Genomic DNA, 14,162 nt, shown 5'->3' on the forward strand with positions numbered 1-14,162 from the left:
CGGCCGGGACGCGCCGGTTGACCGAACGGGGGGCAAGCCCTGCCCCGACCGTCCTTCTGGCCTGTGGGCGGCTCACGTATGCTGCGGGGGGAAACGACCGGCCTAGGCTGGAGCCAGGACGACGAATCCCCCGGAGGGGATCGCGAACGAGGAAGCTGGGTGAGTGACCGATGGGCACGCCGGAGCCTGCCAGACGCGGCGGACTGCGGGGCTTCTTCCAAAGGCTGACCACCAGCCAGGCCGAGTTGGAGGCCGCCGAGCTCCAGGAGGACCTGGAGCAGCAGGGGGCCACTCCCATCGCGCGGTGCGGTGAGCGTCAGCGGACGTGCGTGGCGGGCACGCTGCGGACCGTGACCCTCCGCCCGCGCGGCGGCGCGCCCGCCCTCGAGGCGGAGCTGTACGACGGGTCGGACGTGATCGACCTGGTCTGGCTCGGCCGCCGGAAGATCGCCGGCATCGAGCCGGGCCGGGTGGTGCGGGCCGAAGGGCTGGTCAGCGTCCAGGACGGCCGCAAGGTCATGTTCAACCCCCGTTACGAGCTACGCCCGGCCGGTGGCCCTTGATCTCTCAGGAGACCGTATGAGCACAGCGGACATGACGGCCCCCGCGGCGCACGCCACCGTCGAGGCGGCGGTCCGCGCCCAGATGAGCAAGGCGCTGGGCGGCAGGCGCGGGATCGTCGAGGCGGCGGTGCCCACGATCGCCTTCACCGGCACGTGGATGGGCACCAATGAGCTGAAGCCCTCGCTGATCGTCGGCATCGCCTCGGCGGTGGTGCTCCTGCTGGTGCGGCTCGCGCAGCGCACGACGCCGCAGTTCGTGCTCAACAGCCTCGTCGGCATCGGGATCGGCGCGTTCTTCGCGGCCCGCACCGGCGACGCCAAGGACGTGTTCCTGCCGGGGATCCTCTACAACGCGGCCTACGCCGCTGGCATGCTGCTGTCGATCGTGGTCCGCTGGCCGATCGTGGGCTTCCTGATCGGCTCTGTGACCGGCGATCCGACGGCCTGGCACAACGACTCCGCGCTGGTCCGGCTGTGCTCGCGGCTCACGTGGCTGCTCATGCTGCCCTGCCTGCTGCGGGTGGTGGTCCAGCTGCCGCTCTACTGGGCCGACCAGGTGACCGCCCTCGGCGTGGCCAAGATCGCCCTGGGCTGGCCGCTGCAGGTCGCGGGGCTCGCCGCGATGGTGTGGGTGCTCGCCCGGGGCCGCACCCCGATCGAGCCGCCGGCGCAGCCGTCCGTCTGACGAACAGACGCGAGAACGACTCAGGCCCCGGGCGCGTGCCCGGGGCCTGAGTCGTGAGCGGATCAGGGACGTTCGTGGGCCGACAGCAGCTCGGTGAGCTCCTGCTCGACCTCCTGGCTGGCCACGAACATCAGCTCGTCGCCGGCCTCAAGGGGGTCGTCGGCCGAGGGGACCAGCACCCGGCCCTCACGGAGGATCGCCACGAGGGCGGCGTCCACCGGCCAGGGCACCGAGCCCGCCCGCTGGCCCACCACAGGGGCGTCCTCCGCCAGCGTGAGCTCCACGAGGTTGGCCTGGCCCTGCCGGAAGGTCATCAGGCGCACCAGGTCGCCGACGCTGACCGCCTCCTCGACCAGGGCCGACAGCAGGCGCGGGGTGGAGACGGCGACGTCCACGCCCCACGACTCGTTGAACAGCCACTCGTTCTTGGGGTGGTTGACCCGGGCGACCACCCGCGGCACGCCGTACTCGGTCTTGGCGAGCAGCGAGACCACGAGGTTGACCTTGTCGTCGCCGGAGGCGGCGATCACGACCTGGCAGCTGTTCAGCCCGGCCTCGTCCAGGGAGGAGATCTCGCAGGCGTCGGCCAGCAGCCACTCGGCCCGCGGCACGCTGTCGATCTTGATGGCGCGGGGGTCGATGTCGATGAGCAGGACCTCGTGGCCGTTCTCCAGGAGCTCCGCCGCGATGGAGCGGCCGACGGCTCCGGCGCCGGCGATGGTGACGCGCATCAGTGCTCCTCGTCGGACGGCGGGGCGGACAGCACCTTGTTGATGCGGTCCATGTCGTTCTCGGCGGCGACCAGGTGCAGGAGGTCGCCCTCCTGGACGACGGTCGCGTCCTTCGGCACGAGCGCCTCGCCCATGCGGTTGACGAATGCCACGCGCGCGCCGGTGACGTCCTCGATCACCCTGGCCCGGGTGCCGATCCAGCCCTGGTGAAAGGCCATCTCGGCGAGGACGACCGTGCCGGTCGGGTCCCGCCAGAGGGGCTCGGCGCCCTCGGGCAGCACCCGGCGCAGGATCTGGTCGGCGGTCCAGCGGACCGTCGCCACGGTGGGGATGCCGAGCCGCTGGTAGACCTCGGCCCGGCGGGGGTCGTAGATGCGGGCGACGACGTTGTCCACGCCGAACATCTCGCGTGCGACCCGGGCGGAGATGATGTTGGAGTTGTCTCCGCTGCTCACGGCGACGAAGGCGGCGGCCGATGCGATGCCGGCCTCTTCGAGCACGTCGCGGTCGAAGCCGATGCCGGTGACCCTGCGGCCCCGGAAGCCGGCCCGCAGCCGCCGGAAGGCCTGCGGATCGCGGTCGATCACGGCGACCGAGTGCCCGTTGTCCTCAAGGATGTGCGCCAGGGTCGAGCCGACCCGTCCGCATCCCATGATCACAATATGCATGCTCCCCCGCCGTGGGTTGTGGCGGTCTCCTAATGCAGACAGTATGTCGCCAGCGCCGCACACCGCATGACCCGGGCACGGCACCGGGGGACTAGGCTCAACAGACGTGTCGAAGGTGCCAGATCTTGTCAAGCGGCTCCTCGTGGGGCGGGCTCTGCGGAGCACCCAGCTCCACCACCAGTTGCTGCCCAAGCGCGTGGCACTGCCGGTCTTCGCCAGTGACGCGCTGTCCTCGGTTGCGTACGCGCCGCAGGAGATCCTGGTCATCCTGTCGATCGGCGGGGTCGGCCTCTACAGCGTCAGCCCGTGGGTCGCGGCGGGCGTCGTCCTGGTCATGCTCACGGTGGTCGCCTCCTACCGTCAGAACGTGCACGCCTATCCCAGCGGCGGCGGCGACTACGAGGTGGCGACGACGAACCTGGGACCGACCGCGGGACTGACCGTCGCGAGCGCCCTGCTCGTCGACTACGTGCTGACCGTGGCGGTGTCGGTCGCCAACGGCGCCGACTACGTGGGCGCGACGATTCCCTTCGTCGCCGAACACCGCCCATTGGTGGCGATAGCCATCGTCACACTTTTGACGATCATGAACCTGCGTGGCATCCGGGAATCGGGTGTCGCGTTCGCCGTTCCCACCTACGCCTTCATGATCGCGGTCATCGGCATGGTCGGGTGGGGCCTGTTCCGGCTGGTCGTGCTCGGCGACGACCTGCGCGCCCCAACCGCCGACTACCGCATCATCGGGGAGCAGGCCAACCTCGCCGGATTCGCGATGGCGTTCCTGGTGCTGCGCGCCTTCTCGTCGGGATGCGCCGCGCTGACCGGCGTCGAGGCGATCAGCAACGGCGTGCCGGCCTTCCGCAAGCCCAAGAGCAAGAACGCCGCGACGACGCTGCTGATGATGGGCCTCATCGCGGTCACGATGTTCAGCGGGATCATCTTCCTCGGCCTCAAGGCAGGCGTGAAGCTGACCGACCCGGCGACCGTGGCCAGGGACGTCATCATCGACGGGCACCCGGCCGGGCCCGGCTACTACCAGCAGCCGATCATCGCGCAGGTCGCCTCGGCCGTCTTCGGCGACGGCTCGTTCCTGTTCGTCGTGATCGCCGCGGTGACCGCCCTCATCCTGTTCCTGGCCGCCAACACCGCGTTCAACGGTTTCCCGGTGCTCGGCTCGATCCTCGCCCAGGACCGTTATCTGCCGCGTCAGCTCCACACCCGGGGCGACCGCCTCGCGTTCAGCAACGGCATCGTCATCCTCGCGGCCGGTGCCTGTCTGCTGATCTGGGCGTTCGACGCGGACGTGAGCAAGCTGCTCAACCTCTACATCGTCGGCGTGTTCGTCTCGTTCACCCTCAGCCAGATCGGCATGGTCCGGCACTGGACCCGTCACCTGAGGACCGAGACCGACGCGAGGGCGCGCTTCCACATGATGCGCTCGCGGGTGATCAACGGCTTCGGCGCGGTCATGACCGGGCTCGTGCTCGTCGTCGTGCTCGCCACCAAGTTCACGCACGGCGCGTACATCGTCTGCATCGCGATGCCGGTGCTCTTCCTCATGATGAAGGGCATCAGGCGGCACTACGACCGGGTCGCCGCGGAGCTCGCCGCCCCGGAGGGGCACGAGGTCGACGAGTCGCTGCTGCCCGCCCGCAACCACGCGATCGTGCTCGTCTCGAAGATCCACAAGCCGACGCTCCGCGCGCTCGCGTACGCCAGGGCGACCCGGCCGTCGAGCCTGGAGGCCGTGACCGTCAGCGTGGACGCCGACGAGGCGAACAGGCTCAGGGAGGAGTGGGACCGGCGCGGCATCGAGGTGCCGCTGAAGATCCTCGACTCGCCCTACCGAGAGATCACCGGCCCGGTGCTCGACTACGTGAAGTCGCTGCGGCGGCGCTCGCCGCGCGACGTCGTGACGGTCTACATCCCCGAGTACGTGGTCGGCCGCTGGTGGGAGCACCTTCTGCACAACCAGAGCGCGCTGCGGCTCAAGGGGCGGCTGCTGTTCAAGCCCGGGGTCATGGTCACGAGCGTGCCGTTCCAGCTCGCCTCCTCCGACCGCCTCAAGGGCCGCAGGGAGCCGTCCGCTCCCGGCGCCTCCCGCCGCTCCTACCAGCCACCGCCGAAAGACACGCAGGTCAAGGCATGACCGATATGAAAGAGGCCGACATGGACGGCGCACGGCTCGAACTGACGGTGGACGCCGTCGCCAACGGCGGCTGGTGTGTGGCCAGGCACGAGGGCCGGGTGGTCTTCGTCCGGCACGCCCTGCCCGGCGAGCGGGTCGTCGCCGAGGTCACCGAGGAGACCGCGCGGTTCCTGCGAGCCGACGCGGTCGAGATCCTGGAGCCCTCGCCCGACCGGGTCACGCCGCCCTGCCCGTTCGCCGGCCCCGGCCGCTGCGGCGGCTGCGACTGGCAGCACGCGTCGCTGGAGGCGCAGCGCCGGCTCAAGGCCGACGTGGTCGCCGAGCAGTTCCAGCGCCTGGCGGGCCTCGACCTCAAGGTCGTGGTCGAGGAGGTGCCGGGAGCGGAGGACGGCCTCGGGTGGCGCACCCGCGTGCGGTTCGCCGTGGACCGGGACGGCACGGCCGGGCTGCGCCGGCACCGGTCGCACGAGATCGAGCACGTCACCGAGTGCCTCATCGCGCACCCCGCCGTCGAGGAGGTCGGCGCGGAACGCCTCGCCTGGCCGGGGGCCGCCTCGGTCGAGGTGGTGGCCGCCTCCGGCGGCGACCGCGCCGTGATCGTCGAACCCGTCCCGCACCGCCGCGCGGCCATCCCGGACGTGGACGCCGCCGCGGTGCTGCTCGACGAGGGCAGGCGGGGCACTCGCGCGCTGCGCGGCCGGGCCTCGCTGACCGAGCGGGTGGGCGAGCGGGACTTCCGGGTCACCGCGAGCGGCTTCTGGCAGGTCCACCCGGGCGCGGCGGAGGCGCTGCTCGGCGCGGTGCTCGACTTCGGCCGGCCCGAGCCGGGGGAGTGGGCGCTCGACCTGTACTGCGGCGCCGGCCTGTTCGCCGCCGGGCTCGCCGAGGCCGTCGGCCCCGAGGGCGCCGTGCTCGGCATCGAGTCCGAGTCCCAGGCGGCGCAGGACGCCCGGTTCAACCTGCGTGACCTGCCGCAGGCGCAGGTCGAGCGGGGCAGGGTCGAGGAGGCGCTCGACCGGCTGCGGATCGAACGGGCCGACCTGGTGGTGGCCGACCCCCCGCGCGCGGGTCTCGGCCGTCCGGTGGTCGAGCGCGTCGCCGGCCTGGAGGCCTCGCGCGTGGTGTACGTCTCGTGCGACCCGGCCACGCTGGCCAGGGACGTCGCCTGGTTCGGGCAGAAGGGCTACCGGCTGGAGGACCTGCGGGCCTTCGACCAGTACCCCATGACCCACCACGTGGAGTGCGTCGCGTTGCTCGTCAGGGACTGAGCCCGGAGCCGCCTCACGGGTGGGGGCGGGACATTCCGGCGACCAGGAGGTCCGCCAGCCTCCGGACCGCCACGGCCGCGCTCCCGGGCGAACCGGCGCGGAATGACGCGATGGCCCTCAGGCCGATCCGCACGTCCTCGACCGACAGTTCGGGACGGACGCCGCCCGCGCTCCTGGCGCGCTCGACGAGCTGCTCGAGCCCTCGGGCCTGTGCCCGGCGCTGCCCGGCGAACGCGGCGCCCGCCGGATGGGAACCGAGCAGCGCTTCGTTCAGCCCGCGGTGCCGCACCTGGTGTTCGGCGAACCGGAGGACGGTTCCGCGTAGCCCGCGCCAGGGGTCGGGGTCGTCCAGGGCGGCGCGCATCTACGCGCGGCACACGGTCACCTGCTCGGCGAGCACGGCGCTGACGAGGTCCTGTCGCGACGGGAAGTGCCGGTAGACGGTCGCGACGCCCAGGCCGGCACGCCGGGCGATCTCGTGCACGGGCAGGTCGAGCCCGTCCGCGGCGAACGCGGCACGGGCGACCGCCACGATGCGCCGCCGGTTGTGCTCCGCGTCCGTCCGGGGTTTCCGAGTCAATGTCGTCCGCGCCCCTCTCACTTCCGGCGATCGGAGACAGCCGCTCCGGTTCGTCCGCCTACCGTGGTCGACGGCCAGTCGAAACCAGCCGGATGGGTGATTATGTTCCCGGATGCGGAAATGTTGGCAGTGCGGTTCGACCGGTTCGGTCCCCCCGAGGTCCTCACCGTCGGGGGGTTCCCCGAACCTCACGCGGGTCCCGGCGAGGTACGCGTCAGAGTCAGGGCCGCCGGGGTCGCACCGGTCGACCTCGCGCTGCGCGCCGGCACGTCGCCGTCGGCCGGACGACTCCCTCTGCCGCACATCCCCGGCGTCGACGCCGCCGGGGTGATCGACGAGGTCGGCGCGGACGTCACCGGGTTCGCCGTCGGCGACGAGGTCTTCGGCGCCGTCGACGTCTCGGTGCTGGGCGGCGCCGCCGCCGAGTTCGCCGTGCTGGCGTTCTGGGCCGCGAAGCCGCCCTCGATGTCGTGGGAGGAGGCCGGCGCCGCCGGCACGAGCGTCGAGACCGCGACCCGGGCGCTCGACAGGCTCGGCGTACGCACGGGGACGACGCTCCTGGTCGACGGCGCGTCCGGCGGAGTCGGCAGCGTCGCCGTCCAGCTGGCGGTCGCCCGAGGCGCCCGTGTGATCGGCACGGGCCGCCCGGAGAACCACACCTTCATCGCCCGGCTCGGCGCGGTCCCGGTCGCCTACGGGCCCGGCCTCGCCGAGCGCGTCCGCGCTCTCGCGGCCGGAGGGATCGATCTGGCGCTGGACGTCGCCGGCGCAGGCTCCCTGCGCGAACTCGTCGCGATCACCGGTACACCGGCGTCGGTCCTCACCATCGCGGACTTCGGCGGCCCGGAGGTCGGGGTCGGTCTCTCCCTCGGTGAGCTCGGCGGCGAGCCGGACGGACGGCACGGTCTCGACCTCGCCGCCGCACTCGCGGAGGAAGGGCGCTTCCGCGTTCCCGTGCGGGCGGTGTTCTCCATGAACCGGGCGGCCGAGGCGCACGCGACCGCCGCGCGAGGGCCACGGCAGGGCAAGGTCGTCCTTGCGGCTCCCCCCGCTCACGGCGAGCACGACTGAAGGGTCCCGGCGCCGCGTGCGCGACGGGCGAGGCCGGGACGCGACGGGGGCCGGTCAGGGGGTGGGGTAGCCGTCCGGCACGGGATGCGATCTCGTGACGCGTGAGGCCGGTGACGCCGTCCCCGTGAGGATCCGCAGCACCTGCTCGGAGGGGCGGGCACCCCGCACGGACAGCCAGCCGAGGCCGTTGCGGGCCCGGAACGCCGCCAGCCGCCCGGCCTCACCGACGCCGAGGTCGCCGGCGTCGGCGAGGACCGGCGCGAGGCCCATGCGCCGCCATGCGCGGTCGGGCGGCACGTCCAGCGCTGCGGCGATCTGGAGGCGCGCCGCCCGCGCCGCGACGGCCAGGTCGTGGAGGTTGGAGACGCCGGAGGCGATCGGCACGAGCAGGCCGACGCACTCGATCTCCGCGCCCTCCTCTCGCGCCGCCCGCAGCATCTCCTGATCGGCGGGCTCCAGGCCGCGCCGGGAGGCGGGAAGCGTGAACGTGACCCGCAGCGGGCGTCCGCGCGTTCGCGCCTCGCGCTGCAACCGGGCGATGGCGGCGGCGCGGCGGCGGACGGCGGCGAGCCCGCCCGACCCGCCGGCCTCGAAGTCGACGCCGGGCGGGTCGAGCACCGTCACGACGTGGCGGTAGGCCGCGAGCAGCCGGGCCGGGTTCTCGCAGGCGACCGACAGCTCCTGCCCGTACGGCCCGCCGAACGCCGGCCACACCTCGCCTCCGTAGGCCCGCAGCCGTGCGATCCGCGCGGAGACCGAGTCCCCGCCCCGCGGGCGCACCCCCGCCCAGTGGGGAGCGCAGCCGTCCGGGCCGGCGACGACGTGGCCCATCGCGAACGAACGCACGCCCGCGTCCAGCAGTTCGGGGTGCGGCTCCCCGGCGGCGTCGAGAAAGCCCCGGTAACGCGCCGCGGGCTCGTCGGCGGGGGGAGCGGCGCCGGGCGGGGCGGGCGAGGTGACCGTCTGACGCGCGGCGACCAGCGTCTCCGGCGTCGCGGAGGCCGGGGACCGCTCACCGGTGGGCGTGGCCGTGGCGCCGGGCTTGACCCCGGGCGTCGCGCCCCAGCCGCCGGCCGGGGCGGCGGGCAGCGCCCACAGCGCCGCGCCGGTGCCCGCGACGAGCGCGGCCGACGCCAGGAGGACGAGGGAGCGCGGGGGGCGGCCCGCTTCGCGGGAATGACGTGCGGAGTCCACGCTCACCACCCTGAGTTGCGATGCGAACACGTTGCGCACAGGCGGCTCGCACTCTAGCAAGCCGCGGACACGGGGGCGGGGATAATGGACGGATGAAATTGAGGATCTTCACCGAACCCCAGCAGGGGGCGAGCTACGACGATCTGCTCAGGGTGGCGCAGGCGGCCGAGCGGCTCGGGTTCGACGCGTTCTTCCGGTCCGACCACTACCTGCGGATGGGCGACGGCGACCCCGCCCCGGGCCCGACCGACGCGTGGATCAGCCTGGCCGGTCTCGCCCGGGAGACCTCGCGCATCCGGCTGGGCACGCTGGTGAGCGCCGCGACGTTCCGGTTGCCCGGCCCGCTCGCGATCAGCGTCGCCCAGGTGGACCAGATGAGCGGCGGCCGTGTGGAGCTGGGTCTCGGCACCGGCTGGTTCGAGGAGGAGCACACGGCGTACGGGATCCCGTTCCCCTCCCTGGGCGAGCGGTTCGAGCGCCTGGAGGAGCAGCTCGAAATCGTGACCGGGTTGTGGGCGGCGGCCAAGCCGTTCTCCTTCGAGGGCGCGCACTACCGGCTGGCCGACTCCCCGGCGCTGCCCAAGCCGGTGCAGCGGCCCCGGCCGCCCGTCATCATCGGCGGCGGGGGCGCCAAGCGGACGCCGCGTCTTGTCGCGCGGTTCGCAGACGAGTACAACGTGCCGTTCCACCTCCCCGAGAACACCGCCGCGGCCTTCGACCGGGTCAGGCAGGCGTGCGACGCCGTGGGGCGGGAGACCGTCCTGCTGTCGGCGGCGCAGGTCGTCTGCGCGGGACGGGACGAGGCGGAGATCGCCCGGCGGGCCGCCAACATCGGCCGCGAGGTCGGCGAGCTGCGGGTCAACGGGCTGGCGGGCACGCCGCAGGAGATCGTGGACAAGATCGGCCGGTTCGCCGAGATGGGCGCCGAGCGTCTCTACCTGCAGGTGCTCGACCTGGACGACCTGGAGCACCTGGAGCTGATCGCGGCCGAGGTGCTGCCGCACATCTGAGCCGCAGGTCTGAAAAGCCATAGCCGGTCGAAGGGGGCATCCGGCACACTTTGCCGGGTGCTCCTCACGATCTCGACGACCCTGCGGCCCGCCACGGACCTCGGCTTCCTCCTGCACAAGCACCCCGACCGGGTGCAGGAGTTCGAGCAGTCGTTCGGCACCGCGCGGGTCTTCTACCCCGAGGCGGGCGAGGACCGGTGCACCGCGGCGCTGCTGCTGGAGGTCGACCCCGTGCGGCTGGCCCGTTCGCGGGGCTCGTCCTCGCCCGACTTCTCCCTCGGTCAGTACGTCAACGACCGGCCGTACGCCGCGTCCTCGCTGCTGGCGTCGGCGCTCGCCGACGTGTTCCGCACGGCGCGGACCGGGCGGTGCGCCTCCCGCCAGGACCTCGCGGACGGGCCGATCCCGCTGGAGATCGGCCTGCCCGCGCTGCCGTGCCGGGGAGGGGCCGATCTCGCGCACCGGCTGTTCGGGCCGCTGGGCTGGGAGGTCGGGGCCGAGGCCGTGCCGCTGGACCCCGGCTTCCCCGAGTGGGGCGAGTCCCGGTACGTACGGCTCGCGCTGCGCGGCGACGTGCGCCTGGCCGACGCGCTCAACCACCTGTACGTCCTGCTCCCGGTGCTGGACGACGCCAAGCACTACTGGCTGGCGGGCGACGAGGTCGACAAGCTCGTCCGCGCGGGAGAGGGCTGGCTGGCCGGCCATCCGGACAAGGGGCTGATCACCCGCCGCTACCTCGGCCGGCGGTGGGCGCTCACCCGCACCGCCTTCGCCCGTCTCGCCGAGCTCGGCGACGACGTGGAGGAGAGCCTGGACCCGCCGGTGGAGGAGGAGCCGGGCGCCGAGGCCCCCGCCTCCGCCGCGCCGGTCGACGGAACTGCGCCGGTCGACGGAGCCGGGCCGTTCAACGGAGCCGCGCCCGTCGACGGAGCCGGGCAGGCCGAGTCCGGCGTTGCCGAGCCCGGCCACACGAGCGACGCCACTCCGCGCCCGGACGGTGATCGCGCGGAAGGGGCCGGTGAGGAGCGGGTGCCGCTGAACACGCTGCGTCGGGAGGCCGTCGTGGCGGTGCTGGAGGAGGCCGGCGCCCGCACCGTGCTCGACCTCGGCTGCGGCTCGGGACAGCTGCTGTCGGCGCTGCTGGCCAAGCCGGTCTTCGCCAGGGTGGCCGGCATGGACGTGTCGGCCCGCGCGCTCGCGCTGGCCAACCGCCGCCTGCGCACCGACCGGATGCCGGACGCCAAGCGGGCCAGGCTGGAGCTGTTCCAGGGCTCGCTGACGTACACCGACGCGCGCCTGGCCGAGTACGACGCCGCGGTGCTGATGGAGGTCGTCGAGCACGTGGACCCGCCGCGGCTGCCCGCACTCGAACGCGTGGTCTTCGGCACGGCGCGGCCCGCACACGTGATCGTCACCACGCCCAACGTGGAGCACAACGTCAGGTACGAGCTGCTCGCGGGGGCGCGGCGCCACCCCGACCACCGGTTCGAGTGGAGCCGGGCGGAGTTCGCCCGGTGGGTGGCCGGCGTGTGTGAGACGTACGGATACACGGCCGATCTGCGGCCGGTCGGCGAGGACGACCCCGAGGTGGGCCCGCCCACCCAGATGGCGGTCTTCAGCAGGAAGGAGGAGCGGCCGTGACCGAGATCAGCGTGCCGGAGCTGTCGCTGGTGGTGCTCGTCGGCATCTCCGGGAGCGGCAAGTCGACGTTCGCGGCCCGGCACTTCGCGCCCACCCAGGTCGTCTCGTCCGACTTCTGCCGGGGCCTGGTCTCCGACGACGAGAACGACCAGACGGCCACACCCGAGGCGTTCGAGCTGCTCCACCACATCGTGGGCATCCGCCTGCGGCGGGGCCTGCTGACGGTGGTGGACGCGACCAACGTGCAGTGGGAGGCCCGCAAGAAGCTCATCGAGCTGGCGAGGTCTCACGACGTGCTGGCCGACGCGATCGTGCTCGACGTGCCGGAGGAGGTGGCGCGTGACCGCAACGCGTCCCGCCCCGACCGGGCCTTCGGTTCCCACGTGATCGCCCGGCAGCGCAAGGAACTGCGCCGGTCGCTCGGCAAGATCGGCAGGGACGGCTTCCGCCGGGTCCACGTCCTGCGCGGCGACGAGATCGACGACGTGGCCGTCACGTACGAGAAGGCGTGGACCGACAAGACCCACCTGACCGGGCCGTTCGACATCATCGGCGACGTGCACGGCTGCCGGGCCGAGCTGGAGTCCCTGCTGGTGAAGCTCGGCTGGGAGGTGGGGCCGGACGGCGCCGTCCACCCCGAGGGGCGTACGGCGGTCTTCGTCGGCGACCTGGTCGACCGGGGCCCGGACACGCCGGGCGTGCTGCGGCTGGTCATGAGCATGGTCGAGGCCGGGACCGCCCTGTCCGTGTGCGGCAACCACGAGCAGAAGCTCGTCCGGGCCCTCGACGGCCGCAAGGTGCGGGTCGCGCACGGCCTGGAGCGGTCGCTGGAGCAGCTGGCGGCCGAGCCCGCGGAGTTCCGCGAGGCGGCCAGGGCGTTCATGGACGGTCTCATCAGCCACTACCGCCTCGACGGCGGCAGGCTGGTGGTCGCGCACGCCGGGCTCAAGGAGGCCTACCACGGGCGGGCCTCCGGGCGGGTGCGGTCGTTCGCCCTGTACGGCGACACGACCGGGGAGACCGACGAGTACGGCCTGCCGGTGCGCTACCCCTGGGCGAACGACTACCGGGGGCTGGCCATGGTCGTCTACGGCCACACCCCGGTGCCCGAGCCGGAGTGGGTCAACAACACGATCTGCCTCGACACCGGCGTGGTCTTCGGTGGGCGGCTGACCGCCCTGCGCTACCCCGAGCGCGAGCTCGTCTCGATCCCGGCCGAGAAGGTCTGGTACGAGCCGGTGCGGCCGCTGGCCGCGGCCACCCCCGCCCGCGACCCCGGAGTGCTGGACATCGGCGACGTGGACGGCACCCGCTTCGTGGAGACGCGGTTCGGCGGCCGGATCAGGATCGCGGAGGAGAACTCCCGCGCCGCGCTGGAGATCATGAGCCGGTTCGCCGTGGACCCGCGCTGGCTGGTCTACCTCCCGCCGACCATGGCCCCGCCGGAGACCTCCGCGCTGGAGGGCTACCTGGAGCACCCGGCCGAGGCGTTCGACGAGTTCGCCCGGGCGGGGGTGACCCGGGTGGTGTGCGAGGAGAAGCACATGGGCTCGCGGGCGATCGCCGTGCTGGCGCGGACGCCGGAGGCCGCGGCCCGCCGCTTCGGCATCGCCGACGGCACGACGGGCAGCGTCTACACCCGCACCGGGCGGCCCTTCTTCGACGAGCGCCTGCCGGAACTGGTGGACCGGCTGCGCGAGGCGGCCGCGCCGCTGTGGGACGCGCTGGAGACCGACTGGGTGGTGCTCGACTGCGAGCTGTTGCCGTGGTCGGCCAAGGCGGAGGGACTGATCCGCGACCAGTACGCCTCGGTGGGGGCGGCCGCCCGGGTGGCGCTGCCCGAGGCGGTCGCGGCGCTGGAGTCGGCGGCGGGACGTGGCCTGGATGTAGGCGCTCTGCTCGACCGCACCCGCCGCCGTGCCCACAACGCTGCCCGGTTCCGCGACGCCTATGCCCGTTACTGCTGGCCGGTGTCGGGCCTCGACGGCGTACGGCTCGCGCCGTTCCAGGTCCTCGCCTGCGAGGGCAGGGCGACGGCGGTGAAGGAGCCGCACGAGTGGCACCTGAAGACGCTCGGCCTGATGGACTCCCCGCTCGTCACGCCGACCCGTCACGTTTTCGTCTCCCTCGACTCGCCGGAGGAGCGGGAGGCGGCGGTCGCGTGGTGGACGGCGCTGACCGAGGCCGGGGGCGAGGGCATGGTGGTCAAACCGGCCGCCCACCCCGACGGCAGGGTGGGCGGACGCGTGCAGCCGGGCGTGAAGGTGCGCGGCCGTGAGTATCTGCGGATCATCTACGGCCCCGACTACACCGAGTCGCTCGACGTGCTGCGGCGCAGGTTCACCGGGAGGAAGCGGTCGCTGGCGCTGCGGGAGCACGCGCTCGGCCTGGAGGCGCTGACGCGCCTGGCCGAGGGCGAGCCGCTGTGGCGGATCCACGAGGCGGTCTTCGCCGTCCTCGCGCTGGAGTCCGAGCCGGTCGATCCCCGTCTGTGAGACCGGACGGCCCCCGGGTGCGGCCTCCCGCTCACGCAACGGGAGCCGTACCCGGGGGCCGGGTTCAGGGGGCCCAGTTCAGCTGACAGGGTTCAGCTGACAGGGCT

At 73.2% G+C, this 14,162-nt stretch carries 13 protein-coding genes; 8 read left to right on the forward strand and 5 right to left on the reverse strand.

Features of this window, described 5'->3' with window-relative positions; genetic code table 11:
* Positions 1 to 170: 170 nt before the first annotated feature.
* Positions 171 to 563, forward strand: a complete 393-nt coding sequence (locus ACQEVJ_RS12510; protein WP_433100361.1) for an OB-fold nucleic acid binding domain-containing protein — start codon at positions 171 to 173, stop codon at positions 561 to 563.
* 16 nt (positions 564 to 579) lie between these two features.
* Positions 580 to 1,248 carry a DUF3159 domain-containing protein gene (locus tag ACQEVJ_RS12515; RefSeq protein ID WP_433100363.1) on the forward strand — a complete coding sequence of 223 codons (669 nt, stop codon included), beginning with the start codon at positions 580 to 582 and terminating at the stop codon, positions 1,246 to 1,248.
* 62 nt (positions 1,249 to 1,310) lie between these two features.
* On the opposite strand, the gene ACQEVJ_RS12520 is transcribed toward ACQEVJ_RS12515, so the two are convergent.
* Both ACQEVJ_RS12520 and ACQEVJ_RS12525 read right to left on the reverse strand, forming a co-directional pair.
* Positions 1,311 to 1,979 (reverse strand): potassium channel family protein, encoded by a 669-nt coding sequence (locus ACQEVJ_RS12520; protein WP_433100365.1) that lies wholly within the window; start codon positions 1,977 to 1,979, stop codon positions 1,311 to 1,313.
* The gene (locus ACQEVJ_RS12525) at positions 1,979 to 2,647 is read right to left on the reverse strand and encodes a potassium channel family protein (protein WP_433100367.1); all 669 of its coding nucleotides are present in this window, start codon (positions 2,645 to 2,647) and stop codon (positions 1,979 to 1,981) included. Before ACQEVJ_RS12525 ends, ACQEVJ_RS12520 begins: the two co-directional genes overlap by 1 nt.
* Before the next feature lie 106 nt (positions 2,648 to 2,753).
* Between ACQEVJ_RS12525 and ACQEVJ_RS12530 the strand changes: the two genes are divergently transcribed.
* Positions 2,754 to 4,796 (forward strand): APC family permease, encoded by a 2,043-nt coding sequence (locus tag ACQEVJ_RS12530; protein ID WP_433100369.1) that lies wholly within the window; start codon positions 2,754 to 2,756, stop codon positions 4,794 to 4,796.
* The gene (locus tag ACQEVJ_RS12535) at positions 4,793 to 6,064 is read left to right on the forward strand and encodes a class I SAM-dependent RNA methyltransferase (RefSeq protein ID WP_433100371.1); all 1,272 of its coding nucleotides are present in this window, start codon (positions 4,793 to 4,795) and stop codon (positions 6,062 to 6,064) included. Before ACQEVJ_RS12530 ends, ACQEVJ_RS12535 begins: the two co-directional genes overlap by 4 nt.
* A gap of 13 nt (positions 6,065 to 6,077) precedes the next feature.
* Here ACQEVJ_RS12535 and ACQEVJ_RS12540 read toward each other — a convergent pair whose 3' ends face one another.
* Entirely contained in the window at positions 6,078 to 6,428 is a 351-nt protein-coding gene (locus ACQEVJ_RS12540; RefSeq protein WP_433100373.1) for a hypothetical protein, read from the reverse strand.
* On the reverse strand, positions 6,429 to 6,644 hold the full coding sequence (locus ACQEVJ_RS12545) for a helix-turn-helix domain-containing protein (protein WP_433100375.1): 216 nt from the start codon (positions 6,642 to 6,644) through the stop codon (positions 6,429 to 6,431).
* A gap of 120 nt (positions 6,645 to 6,764) precedes the next feature.
* On the opposite strand from ACQEVJ_RS12545, the gene ACQEVJ_RS12550 reads away from it, so the two are divergent.
* Positions 6,765 to 7,715, forward strand: a complete 951-nt coding sequence (locus ACQEVJ_RS12550; RefSeq protein ID WP_433100377.1) for an NADP-dependent oxidoreductase — start codon at positions 6,765 to 6,767, stop codon at positions 7,713 to 7,715.
* Positions 7,716 to 7,769: 54 nt separating this feature from the next.
* Here the strand turns inward: ACQEVJ_RS12550 and ACQEVJ_RS12555 are convergent, their stop codons facing one another.
* A complete protein-coding gene (locus tag ACQEVJ_RS12555; protein WP_433100379.1) occupies positions 7,770 to 8,909 on the reverse strand; it encodes a hypothetical protein in 1,140 nt (379 codons plus the stop codon).
* 92 nt (positions 8,910 to 9,001) lie between these two features.
* On the opposite strand from ACQEVJ_RS12555, the gene ACQEVJ_RS12560 reads away from it, so the two are divergent.
* Genes ACQEVJ_RS12560 through ACQEVJ_RS12570 form a run of 3 tightly spaced genes read left to right on the forward strand, consistent with a single transcriptional unit; the run spans position 9,002 to position 14,055 of the window.
* The gene (locus ACQEVJ_RS12560; RefSeq protein WP_433100381.1) at positions 9,002 to 9,919 is read left to right on the forward strand and encodes an LLM class F420-dependent oxidoreductase; all 918 of its coding nucleotides are present in this window, start codon (positions 9,002 to 9,004) and stop codon (positions 9,917 to 9,919) included.
* A 57-nt stretch (positions 9,920 to 9,976) separates the two neighbouring features.
* Positions 9,977 to 11,560 (forward strand): 3' terminal RNA ribose 2'-O-methyltransferase Hen1, encoded by a 1,584-nt coding sequence (locus ACQEVJ_RS12565; protein ID WP_433100383.1) that lies wholly within the window; start codon positions 9,977 to 9,979, stop codon positions 11,558 to 11,560.
* Positions 11,557 to 14,055: a polynucleotide kinase-phosphatase gene (locus ACQEVJ_RS12570; RefSeq protein WP_433100385.1), complete on the forward strand. Its 2,499-nt coding sequence runs from the start codon at positions 11,557 to 11,559 to the stop codon at positions 14,053 to 14,055. The genes ACQEVJ_RS12565 and ACQEVJ_RS12570 overlap by 4 nt, the downstream gene beginning before the upstream one ends.
* Positions 14,056 to 14,162: the final 107 nt, after the last annotated feature.

It is taken from the genome of Microbispora sp. CA-102843, from assembly GCF_050936215.1.
Taxonomy (GTDB): Bacteria; Actinomycetota; Actinomycetes; order Streptosporangiales; family Streptosporangiaceae; genus Microbispora.